Source organism: Sphingomonas sp. SphC10, from assembly GCF_057004845.1.
On record NZ_CM168044.1, the window covers coordinates 940,284 to 952,203 of the forward strand.

8 protein-coding genes are annotated in these 11,920 nt (G+C 64.6%); 4 read left to right on the forward strand and 4 right to left on the reverse strand.

Annotated features, from left to right (window positions below; translation table 11 throughout):
* Positions 1 to 20 precede the first annotated feature (20 nt).
* Both ACWKSV_RS04170 and ACWKSV_RS04175 read left to right on the forward strand, forming a co-directional pair.
* On the forward strand, positions 21 to 254 hold the full coding sequence (locus ACWKSV_RS04170; RefSeq protein ID WP_216637102.1) for a hypothetical protein: 234 nt from the start codon (positions 21 to 23) through the stop codon (positions 252 to 254).
* A complete protein-coding gene (locus ACWKSV_RS04175) occupies positions 244 to 1,320 on the forward strand; it encodes a PLP-dependent cysteine synthase family protein (RefSeq protein ID WP_076716087.1) in 1,077 nt (358 codons plus the stop codon). The genes ACWKSV_RS04170 and ACWKSV_RS04175 overlap by 11 nt, the downstream gene beginning before the upstream one ends.
* A gap of 33 nt (positions 1,321 to 1,353) precedes the next feature.
* Here ACWKSV_RS04175 and ACWKSV_RS04180 read toward each other — a convergent pair whose 3' ends face one another.
* From ACWKSV_RS04180 to ACWKSV_RS04195, 4 genes are all read right to left on the reverse strand, one after another.
* The gene (locus tag ACWKSV_RS04180; protein ID WP_076716088.1) at positions 1,354 to 2,379 is read right to left on the reverse strand and encodes a sensor histidine kinase; all 1,026 of its coding nucleotides are present in this window, start codon (positions 2,377 to 2,379) and stop codon (positions 1,354 to 1,356) included.
* 137 nt (positions 2,380 to 2,516) lie between these two features.
* On the reverse strand, positions 2,517 to 4,289 hold the full coding sequence (locus ACWKSV_RS04185) for a HAMP domain-containing methyl-accepting chemotaxis protein (protein WP_483666900.1): 1,773 nt from the start codon (positions 4,287 to 4,289) through the stop codon (positions 2,517 to 2,519).
* 308 nt (positions 4,290 to 4,597) lie between these two features.
* Complete coding sequence (locus ACWKSV_RS04190; RefSeq protein ID WP_083706647.1) at positions 4,598 to 5,671, reverse strand: DUF2332 domain-containing protein; 1,074 nt, start codon at positions 5,669 to 5,671, stop codon at positions 4,598 to 4,600.
* Between the two features lie 93 nt (positions 5,672 to 5,764).
* Complete coding sequence (locus ACWKSV_RS04195) at positions 5,765 to 8,767, reverse strand: TonB-dependent receptor domain-containing protein (RefSeq protein WP_076716090.1); 3,003 nt, start codon at positions 8,765 to 8,767, stop codon at positions 5,765 to 5,767.
* A 450-nt stretch (positions 8,768 to 9,217) separates the two neighbouring features.
* Here ACWKSV_RS04195 and ACWKSV_RS04200 point away from each other — a divergent pair, with 450 nt between their 5' ends.
* A complete protein-coding gene (locus tag ACWKSV_RS04200; RefSeq protein ID WP_237243346.1) occupies positions 9,218 to 9,679 on the forward strand; it encodes a GAF domain-containing protein in 462 nt (153 codons plus the stop codon).
* Positions 9,676 to 11,727, forward strand: coding sequence for a putative bifunctional diguanylate cyclase/phosphodiesterase (locus ACWKSV_RS04205; RefSeq protein ID WP_076716093.1), 2,052 nt, complete (start codon positions 9,676 to 9,678; stop codon positions 11,725 to 11,727). The genes ACWKSV_RS04200 and ACWKSV_RS04205 overlap by 4 nt, the downstream gene beginning before the upstream one ends.
* Positions 11,728 to 11,920: the final 193 nt, after the last annotated feature.

Consider the following 11,920-nt stretch of genomic DNA (forward strand, 5'->3'; position numbering starts at 1 on the left):
AAGGGGGGCAGGGGGTGGATGTGCGGCACAGCAAGGTCCTCATCATCGGCTCGGGCCCGGCGGGCAATATGGCGGGTGTCTATGCCGCCCGCGCCGCGCTGTCGCCGAGGCTAATCGAGGGGGCGCTCTGCACCGAGGCCCTTTCGCACGGTGCCAGCCGCCCGGCCGCCGGGAGCTTCCGCGCCTTTCGCGAGCGCGACGCCGATCCGCAGGCAATGTTGGCACGCCATGGGCTGACGACCGGTGCGCGCTGATCGCGATGCCGAGGCCGTCCGGCGCTGGCAGTCCGAGGCGATCCACCGGATCGAGGCGGACTATAACCGTTCGGCCGACACGCACCTGATCCGGGTGGAGCTGCCGCGCTATCCGGGGATCACGCTCTATCTGAAGGACGAGAGCAGCCATCCGACCGGCAGCCTGAAGCATCGGCTGGCACGCTCGCTGTTCCTGTACGCGCTGTGCAATGGCTGGATCGGGCCGGACACCTGCGTCATCGAGTCCTCCTCCGGCTCGACGGCGGTCAGCGAAGCCTATTTCGCCAAGATGCTGGGCCTGCGCTTCATCGCGGTGGTCCCCGCCTCGACCGCTGCGCCGAAGCTGGATGCGATCCGTTTCCATGGCGGCGAGATCCACACGGTCGACGATCCGCGCACCGTGTACGACGTCTCCAATGCACTCGCGGCGAAGACGGGCGGTCATTATCTCGACCAGTTCACCTATGCCGAGCGGGCGACCGACTGGCGCGGCAACAACAATATCGCCGAGAGCATCTTTGCGCAGATGTCGGCGGAGGAGTATCCCGTCCCCGAATGGATCGTCTGCGGCGCGGGAACGGGCGGCACCTCGGCGACGATCGGGCGGTACATCGCCTATCAGCGGCACGGCACCCGGCTCTGCGTCGCGGATCCGGTCCATTCGGTCTTCCACCGGCACTTCGCCGACCGCCGGGCGCTGTCGCTGCCCGAAGGTTGCGGCAGTTGCATCGAGGGGATCGGGCGGCCGCGCGTCGAGCCCAGCTTCATCCCCTCGGTGATCGACCGGATGATCGCGGTCGAGGATGCCGCCAGCATCGGTGCGATGCGCGCACTTTCCCGCCGATTGGGACGCCGGGTGGGTGGTTCGACCGGGACCAATCTAGTCGCTGTGGCCGAATTGATGGAGGACATGGCGGCGCGGGGAGTTGTCGGTTCGATCGTCACCATCCTGTGCGATGGCGGCGAGCGTTACGGCTGCACCTATTATGACGACCAGTGGATCGATGCGCGCGGGCTCGACTGGCGCACGCGGGAGGCTGCGTTCAGTGCCATGTTCGGCGCGTGATCCGATGATTTGGAATGTTTGCGGAGCGTACGGTTACGGGTGTCCGCCCTGGCCATCGGGCAATGTCAGGCGCAGGATCGTCCCCGCCGAGGGGCCGTTTTCGACGCTCAATTCCGCTCCCATCTGCTTGGCCAGGCTTCGCACCAGTTTTAGGCCGAGGCTGTTCGAGCCCTGAAGGTCGAACCCCGGCGGCAGGCCTGCGCCATCGTCGATCACGCAGAGTGCGATGACGTCGTCCTGACGGGTGAGGGTGACGACCAACTGCCCGAACTCGCGATTGGCAAAGCCATGTTCCATCGCATTGGCGATGCCCTCCGCCATGATGAGCGCAAGCGGGATTGCCGCATCCGGTGAGAGGCGCAGTCCGGGAACCGCCTCGATCCGGTGGATGATGCCGGGTTTTGTGTCGGCGGCGAACAGGTCCGCCATCAGGTCGCGCAGAAAGATGTCCAGCGGCACCTGCTCGCCCGTCGTCGCGTAGAGCTGCCGCTGGATGCGCCCGATGAGCTGCAGCTTTGTGGAGGCGTCGGCCAGGACCATGCGCGCGATCGGATCGACGACCTGCCGCTGCTGCAGCGACAGCATGGCGCCGACCATCTGGATGTTGTTCGAGACCCGGTGCTGCAACTCGCTGAAAAGCAACTCGGTGCGTTCGGCCAGTTGTCGCTGTTCCACCGCCAGCCGCGACGATCGCTGGTTGGCACGCTGCATGGCGTCGACAAGACCGATATCGACCGCCACGACACCCGCATAGAAGCCCAAGGCGACGAGCGTGCGCGGCTCAAAATCGAAGCTGTTGGCGGGCGGTATGAAGAAATACCAGGCGAGCAGGCCGCAGACGATGGCCGACAACGTTCCCGGGCCGCGCCCGAACAGGAAGGATGAAATGATGACGGCCGGGAAGAACGTTAGATAGGGAAATCCCGGCGGAAAGGCCGGATCCAGTGTCCAGCGTATCCACCAGGCAACCGCCGAAAGCGCCAGCGCCACGGAATAGGCCAGCGCCCTGCGCTCGCCAAGCAGCGGCAATTGCTCTAAAATCCGGCGCTTTGCGTCCATATGCCGTCCACGTCCTCCTGTGAGCTTCTCCTGCGCGATCCCCGCATCAGTTGCAAATGCAGGTTAACACGGCATTGCCGTCATGGGGTTGATCAGGAAACGCAAATCAGCCGTGGTGGGCGGCCGCTCGCGCTCTGTCAGGCGGCGTATCGGGACGCGTGGCCATACTCCGTCCGGTATTGCGGGGAGGCCGCAGAGGCGTGCTGCGCGGCCGCATCCACGTTGAAGCGCATCACCGAGGCCATCAGCGTCCCGCACTCCTGCGCCAGCAGGCTGGCGGCGGCCGTCGATTCCTCGACCATCGCGGCATTTTGTTGCGTGACCGAATCGATCTCGCCGATCGCGATGTTGACCTGACCCAGGCTGTGGGCCTGCTGTTCGGAGGAGCGCGCGATGACGTCGACCACGGTGCTGACGTCGGACACCTTGCCGATGATCCGTTGCAGGGCATTGCCGGTCTCGTCGACCAGTACCACGCCCGAACGGACATGTTCGATGGCCGAGAGAATGCGTGCCTTGACGTCGGATGCCGCATCGGCCGAGCGCTGCGCCAGCGCGCGGACCTCGGAGGCGACGACGGCGAAGCCCTTGCCCGCATCACCGGCCCGCGCCGCTTCGACGCCGGCGTTGAGGGCGAGCAGGTTCGTCTGGAAGGCGATACCGTCGATGACGGTAATGATGTCGACGATCTCGCGGCTGGCCTGGTCGATGCCGTTCATCGCGGTGATCGACTTGGCGACGATCTGCCCGCCCTTTTCGGCTTCGTCGCGGGCCTCGGTCACGGCGCGGTTCGCCTGGCTGGCGCTGGCCGCCCCTTCGCGGACGCCTTGCGTGATCTCGCCGACCGCCGCGGCGGTTTCGCGCAGGCTGGCCGCCTGCTGCTCGCTGCGCGCCGAGAGATTGTCGGTGGCCTGGCGGATTTCCTCGATATTCGAGCGGATGGACCCGGCACTTCCGCGAACGTCGCTGGTCAGGCCGGAAAGGTTCTGGACGGCGCGATTGAAGTCGGCTGCCAGCTGATGGAAGGCGGTCGGCAGGTCTGTCAGGCGGACGGTCAGGTCCGCTTCCGACAGGCGATGCAGGCCGGAGCCGATTTCCTGCAAGGCCAGCTCGCGCTCACGGTCGTCGCTCACCTTGGCCTTGGCGGCGTCGCGGAAGACGACGACGGCGCGGGCCATGTCGCCCAGTTCATCGCCGCGCTCGCTGCCCGGCACGTCGATGTCGTTGCGACCGCGCGCCAGCTCGGCCATCAGGCGGGTGAGGGTGGTGATCGGCCGTGCGATGCTGCGGCTGAGCAGCATCTGAAGGGTGATGACGACGCCGATCAGCATCACGCCGCCAAGCATCAGGGCGATGATGGCGGTGCTGATCGCGTTTTCCTGCGATGCGGCATTGCTGGCGATCGCCGCCGTTTCCTGGTCGCGAATGGCCCGGAGGGGCAGCACGATGTCGCTGGTCAGCACGGCTTTGCCCGCGTCACGAACGGCCTGTTGCGCTTCGTCGCGCCGCCCGTCCTTGACCCAATCGGTCAGACGGTCGCTCCATGTCCGCCGCCACTTGGCCTTTTCGGCATTGGACTTGGCAAGCAACGCCAACTCGGCCGAGTCGTCCAGCATCGCGTTCAGTTCGCGGCTGGTGGTGTCATATTCCTTGCGGGCTTCCTCGTAGGATTTGAGATAGCTCTTGTCCGCTGTGACGAGGAAACCGCGCAACTGGCTGTTCTCGCGCAGAATCGATGTCTCGAGCGTCAGCGCCTTGGCATAGACTTCCTGGGCGTGGTTGTTGCGCGCCGTCGCGTTCTTGATTTCCCAGATGTTCACGAAGAACACGATCGTCATGACCGCGGCCGACAGGCTGACGATCAGGAACGATACACCCAGTTTCTTGGGGATGTTCATGTTCGTGAGCATTATGCGTTTCTCTCAACAGGTCGGACGAGGGACGATAAGCGCGAATTCATTGAGTTATCGTTATCAAGGACAGCCGGACTGAGCCGATCATGCGGCGCATCGAAGGGCGCTGAAACGACGGCGAGAGGATCAGTCGCGGTCATGGATTCGGCTTTGAGAAGTGCCGCCAAATACACTGGCGCAGTCGTCGTCGCGCAATGTCCAATCCCCCCGGTCCCACATGAAACATTGGTTTCGTCGGACAATTGCTAGAACCGCAAAGTTAAGGATGGGTGAAGCGTGTAACCATTATCGTGACAAATAGTTCGTCAGTTCGTCAGCCAGTGGATCCACGCGCCATAAGGATGGCAATGCGCCAGCACGCGGTCTTGACCGTCGGGCCAGGACCGCAGGCGAAGTTCGACCCGCTCGCGCGCCAGGTCCCATTCGAAACCGATCGAGGCGAACGGCCTCGTCGCGGTCGCGGACGCCCCGGCTTCGTTCAGGGTCGCCTCTATCCGGGCGCGGTCTTCGGCGCTGAGATATTGCAGGACCATCGAATGCAGGACGACGCTGTGGCGGCCGTCCGGCGCAGGAGCGGCAAGCTGTGCCGTCAGCCAGGATGCGGCATCGCCGGTATCGAGCCGGGGCGGATGCCGTCGTGCGATCGCCAGCGCCCGGTCCAGGCGCTTGGCCCGCTCGGGCTGGTCGGCAAAAATGAAGGAAGCCAGTCGCTCGCAGGCCGCCGGATCATTGACGTCGAGCGGGTGGAGATCGACGCCCCGCGCCTGACGGACGGTCACGGCGGCATCGGGGGGCGGGGGGCCACGCCACTCGGGCGCGATCCGCACCAGCGAGTCCGGCGCACCCGTCCGGACGCCACCCAGATCATAGGCATAGCGGGACAGGTTGAGGTTCAGTCCGGCGCTCGCGCCGATTTCAAACAGGTCGAAATCATGGCCATGATCCTGCGCCAGGACCATCAGGGCGGCGTACAAGGCCGCCGCGCGGCCGATCTCGTTGGTCTGCGGCACCCGCAGCAACCAGTCGACCAGAAATTCGTCATGCGCCGCCAGCGCCAGGGCGACCGCCTCGTCGAAGCGGTCATGGTCCCCGGCATAGAGGGCGGCCAATTGCGGCTCGACACCGCGCCTCGCCAGCGCATGCAGGGCGGCGTTGATCCGCATCGCGATCGCGGAGGAAGCGGCGGTGCTGCCCCAGGAGCGGATCAGCGCGGCGCTGAGCGGTGCCTTGTCGAGCTGCCGGTCGACCGCGGCCAGCAGGTCGGCGACGAAGGGCGTGCCGATCGCCCGCATCACCAGCGACTGTCGGTACAATTCGCTGGGCTGGGCGGTCGGATTGTCCGATCCCGGATACATGGTCTTGGAACGCTCCGGCTGCATCGGTCGCCTATGACGCCGCAATAGGTAGGATGGCAATACGCGCCGGGACGACGGCGAAGTCGGTCCCGGCGCGCATCACCCGGTCGGGCCGGATCAGAAGTTGAAGTTCGCACCGGCGCTGAAGTTGCGACCGACCAGACCGGCATAATGCCAGCTGCTCAGATAGTTGGGATTGCTGGCATAGGCCCCCGCCGCCAGCGGAGCGCGGGCATTGGTCAGGTTCTGGATGTTGAAGAAGAAGCGGAAGTCGTCATTGACCCGAACGCCGATGTTCAGATCGGTGTAGATGAACGGGCGGATGAAGCACTGGTTGTTCACATCGCTGCCCGCGATGATCGGCACCAGCGTGTTCTTGCACGACAGGTCGATCACGCCGTTGGTCGGCTGTATGCGATCGGCCGCCACCTGCTTGATCCGTCCGACATAATAGGTCGTGCTGGTCAGCGAGAAATTGCCGACTTCAATCGTGTTCTGCCAGTTGCCACGGATGCGCGGCGTCCCGCCGCCCGAGGACAGCTCGTACGGCCCGAGCGTACCCGCATATTTCTGAACCACGCCCGCCGGGGTGACGAGGTCGAGGCGAAGGACGCGGGTGACGTCGACGCGGCTGATCAGCTTGACGCCATTGTCGAACTGGAAGTTCGCATTGGCCTGCATGTCGATGCCGGAGCTGACCATGTAGTTGGCGTTGACGTAAGGAACGTCGAAAACCAGCAGGCGGGGCAGGGCATTCGGGTTCACGGGGTCGACCCCGTCGATGACGTTGCACTTATAGCCCGGACCCACCTTCGCGAGCGCCGCGCACCCGTCGGTCGCATTGGTCTGGCCATAATAGGCGTTGATCGCCTCGGCGCGCAGCGGTCCGCTGACGATCAGGTTCGACTTGCGGATATTGTAATAGTCGACCGTGACGTTCAGCCAGCGCGTCGGGTTGACGATCGTCCCCACCGTGAAGCTGCGCGACACTTCGGGCAGGATGTCCGGATTGCCCTGGGCGCCGCTGCCGATGTTGTACGAGGTCGTATAGGCCGGGCTGCCCGGATGCGCCGCGATGAAGCTGGCGGGCGGGGTGAAGGACGAGAAGCCCGCATAGCTGCTCGCCGGGTTGTATTCGGCAAAGGTCGGCGCGCGGAAGCCCTGCGAATAGGTGGCGCGCAGCGAGAACTCGCGGACCGGGGTGAACTTGGCACCCACCTTTGGCGAGAAGTGGCTATAGCCCTGCGAATAGTGATCGTAACGGCCCGACACGTTCAGGTCGAACGAGCGGGCGAAGGGCGCGTCGATTTCGAAGAACCCGGCGGTCACGGTCTGACGACCCTGGGCCGACGAGGTGTTCAGGCCATAATAGGACAGATCCGCATTCTGGTTGCGGTTCATCAGCGTCTCGCGACGGACCTGGAAACCGCCGCCGACATTCAGGTCGCCGCCCGGCAGCTCCATCAGCGACTTGAGCAGCGAGCCGCCGATCGTCGCCACCGTCGAATAGGATGGGGTGGTCCGCTCCGGCGAAATCTGATTGCGGATGGCCTGCGTGTTCTGCTCCGGATTGACGAAGTTGTACGCGCCGGTGTTGACCGCGTTCAGCAGGCCTTGGATGTTGATGAAGCCGCGCTGCGTGACCGCGAAATTGTCACGGGCATAGACGCCGTTCAGGCGGAACTTGAAGCCATCGCCCAGATCGCCCGAAATGCCATAGGTCGCGCGGAACACGTCGACATAACGGTGGCTGCCGGCGGGAATGTCGCCGAACAGATAATAGATGCGCGCGGCATTCTGCGTCGGGTCGGCACCGGCCACGGCATAGGGGTTGTTCGGGTTCAGACGGCGATCCGCGGCGGTGGCGCAGTTCACGCCGGCGGCGCAGACATACATGGGCAGGACGATGCCCGGGCTGGTCGACGCGAGCGCCGCCGAGCCGCCGAACGGCTGGGTCTGGCGGATGCCCGACGGGGTGCCGCGAATATCGACTTCGGAATGCGAGTAGCTGCCGCTGGCAAAGGCTTCCCAGCCCTCGGCGATGCGGACGTTCAGGCGCGCCGTGGTCGAATAACGCTGCTGGCGCGGCTGGATGATCGAATATTCGGCAGGCAGGTTATGCTTGCAACCGGTGCCCTGCGCCGAGCCCGAGGTCACGGTGAAGGTGCCGAAGGGGCACGCATTCGGGTTGAGCAGCACATACTGGTTGGTCAGCGGCGAGCCGACCTGACCCGCCAGCGGATTGTTGAGGTCGGTCTGTCGGACGCGGGTGACGACCGCCTGCGGATTGGCCGCCAGCAGCGAGTCGTCGTTGCGGTTGCGATCCTGCAGACCGCTGGGGCTCAGGTCCAGCGTGTTGAACGGATAGCCGCGCGAATTGTTGGTGATGTACCCGTCATAGGTGTATTCACCATTGACGTAGAAGTTGAAGCCCTGCTCGCGATAATCGCCGAACCCGGCGGTCAGCGTGGCGCGATAGTGCGCGCCGTCGGCCTTTTCGGTGGTGCCCCCCTGGACCGAGCCCGAAATGCCCTGAACGTTCTTCTTGCTGATCAGATTGACCACGCCGCCGATCGCGTCGGCGCCATAGGTCGAGGATGCGCCGTCCTTCAGTACTTCGACGCGCTCGATGGTGCTGAACGGGATCGAGTTCAGGTCGACATAGGCGTTGTGGCCGTCGTCGTTCAGCGGGAAGTTCGCATTGCGCAGGCCGTCGATCAGGACGACGGTCGACGACACGCCCAGGCCGCGCAGCGACACCGCCGCGCCACCGGCCGAGAAGCCGTTGCGGAAGCCGGTCGAGATCGAACCTGCGCTGTCGGCCGAGACCGAACGGATGGCGTCCTGTGCGGTGGTGATGTTGGCGCGCAGCATCACGTTCGAGTTCACCACGGTAACCGGCGAGATCGAGCTGGCGTTGGAATCGCGGAACAGCGTGCCGGTGACGACGACGGTCGTGCCTTCGGCGGTGGCGGGTGCGGCGGCTGCGGCCGCGCTCTGGTCGGCGGCATCGGCGGGCTGGGCCGGTGCTGCCTCCTGCGCAAAGGCCGGGGTCGCAATCGCGGTCAGCAAGGCCGCCGTCGAAATCCCAAGGCGCAGTTTACCAAATGCGGAATTCATCGAAGTCACTTAGCAATTCCCCCTCTGACGCAGCAGCGACTGTGGTCGCCGGTGTTCCACTCGCCAAGGACCGGCGCTGCGATGACCGGCCGCCTATCACCCGTGAAGTTACCGGGTGGTTAAAGGTAAGCATGGCTGTGACGATATTGGTCGTTTCTGGGGTGACCGTAAAATTGCGTCGGCACGTCTTGGGGAATCCTTTGCCAAGGATACTGGCATCTGTTTGGCGGGGCACCGTTCGGCACGGTTGCTTCTTTCGCTATTCGAACGAAGCTGGCCGAGGATCGGCCTGCGAACCAGCGGCCAAGACTCCGAAGCCGTCGGATTAATTTATGCCGGTAAATCAAGTTTTAAGGTTCAGGTGCGACCAGAATGAGCACTCAGTACTGAAGAGAGACGATGCTCAAGAGCCTGTTCCGGGAAAGGCGACGTACCAGCGCCGTACATGCGTTGAACGTTCTGAACTCGCCGCCCGAACCCGGCTTCGACCGTTTCGTCGAGCGGGCCGCGATATCCTTCAACGCCCCGATCGCCCTCCTGTCGCTGATCCATGGCAATCAGCAATGGTTCAAGGCGACCCGTGGCGTCGACATCGTCTGCAATCCGCGCCACCGCAGCTTCTGCACCTTCGCGCTCGACAAGCCCGACGTGCTGGAGATTTGCGACCCGTGCAGCGATCCGCGCGTGGCCGAACTGCCAGCCGTCAACGCCGCGCCGTTCGTCCGCTATTATATCGGCGTGCCGTTGCGCGTCACCGGGGGTATCGATGTCGGCGCACTGTGCGTCTTCGACACGCAGCGACGGAACCCCGCTTCGTCGGACCAGAAAGCCTATCTCATTGCGCTGGCCCGGCAGGCGGCGGTTGCCCTGGAAAGCCGGGCGGACCTGCTCCAGATGGAGGGGACCGCGTGATCGATGTCGTCCTGTGCTTGACGCAACAGCATGACCTGCGCTTCGTCGCGCTGGCGCTGCTGATCTGCGTTACGGGGTCTCTTGCGACCGTCCAGTTGTTCAGCCGGGTTCGGGCCTCCCGGGGCTATCGTCGCTATGGCTGGATCATACTGGGTGCGGTCGGTGCGGGCACGATGGTCTGGGCGACCCACTTCGTCGCCATGATGGCGTTTCGGACGAGCGCGCCCGTCATTCTCGATCCGATCCTGACGCTGATGTCACTGCTGGCGGTGATCGGCATCGCCGCTCCGGGACTGGCCCTGGCCGCCGGGCGGCGGCGCTGGTCGGGGGCGGTCGGCGGCGCGGTGATCGGCACGGGCATTTCGGTCATGCATTATATCGGCATGGCGGCGTACCGGGTCGACGGCATCGTCACCTGGAAAGAGCCTTATGTCGTCGCCTCCATCCTGTTGTCGAGCGGCCTGTCCGCCATGGCCTTCCACGTGCTGGCCGGGCGGGGGCGCTGGAGGAACAAGACGGCGGTGGTATGGCTGAGCCTTGCCGTCGCGGCGCTCCACTTCACCGGCATGACGGCGATGAAGATCACCGTCCTGAAGCTCGGCCAGGGCCTGTCGGGCATGACCATGGCGACGCTGGCGACCACGACGACGGTCGCCACGCTCATCATCGTCGGATGCGCGGCGATCAGCGCCCTGATCGACGGACATACCCAGTCGGAAACCTATCGCCGCCTGCGTCATATGGCCCTGCACGACAGCCTGACCGACCTGCCCAACCGGATCAGCTTCATCGAGGATCTGGAGGCCCGTTTCGGCATCCGCGGCGGGTATCAGCGTATGGCGGTGGTCATGATGGACCTGTCGCGCTTCAAGGTGGTCAACGATACCTATGGCCATCAGGCGGGCGATCAGCTGCTGGCGGCGCTGGCGGCCCGCTTCTCGTCCATCCTGCGGCCAGGCGAACGCATCGCCCGACTGGGCGGCGATGAGTTTTCGGCCGTCGTTTCCTATGACGACCCAGCCGAGCTCGAAGATTTCCTGCATCGGCTGACCACGGCGTCCGAGGCACCGTTCCTGTTCGACCGGTTCACCGCGTCGATCGGCGCCAATATCGGTGTCGCGCTGGCCATGCGGGACGGCTCCGATGCCGATGCGCTGCTCGCCAAGGCGGACCTGGCCATGTACCGGGCCAAGTCGGCCCACTCCAAGGAGCCTTGTTTCTACGACGCGCATATGGACGATGCCGTGCGCGAGCGGCGCGAGTTGATCGCCGATCTCCGCCATGCGCTCGATGCCGACGCGTTCGAACTCCATTATCAGGTGCAGTCGTCCATCCCGTCGGGCGAGATTTGCGGCTATGAGGCGTTGATCCGCTGGAACCACCCGGTCCGGGGCATGATCCCGCCGGCCCGGTTCATCCCGCTTGCCGAGAAGAGCGGCGATATCGTGCCGCTGAGCAACTGGGTCCTGCGGCGCGCCTGCCACGAGGCGGCGGGGTGGGACGATCCGCAGCCCGTCTCGGTCAACCTGTCGCCGATGCATCTCGCCGAAAAGCAGCTGGTCGAGACGGTGCGTTCGGCCCTGGCGGACAGTGGCCTGCCGCCCGAGCGACTGACGCTGGAGCTGACCGAGAGCGCGATCATCCATGACAAGCATTTCGCGCTGGAGCAGCTGAAGGCGCTGAAGGCGATGGGCATCGCCATCGCGCTCGACGATTTCGGCGTCGGCTATTCCTCGCTGGAGGTGCTGCGCTCCTTCCCGTTCGACCGGATCAAGCTCGATGCGTCCTTTGTCTCCGAGATCGAGCATGACGAACAGGCGGTGTCGATCCTGCGATCGGTCGCGGCGCTGGGTGCGACGCTCAACATGCCGGTGCTGGCCGAGGGGGTGGAGGAACCCGCCCAGCTGGCCATCGTGACCCGGGAGGGTTGCGCCGCTGTCCAAGGCTATCTGATCGGCAGGCCGTCGCGCATGCTGGCCGATCCCGACCATGTGCGACGGGTAGCGAGCCTGCGGCCCCGGATCGTGGAGGCCGAAGCCGTCGCGTGATCATCCAACGCCCGCAAGACGGGAGCCATGGCCTGCTCGCGATTAACAGATGCCGTTAGGTTCAGTGTAATGTTGGACGTCGCTAGCGTCAGCGAGCCAGAAATGAACCAATTCTGACATTCATTTCATCGTATAAAGATAATATAATTATCGTATATCGGGTGTGTCCTGATTCATTATTGCATCGGAGCCG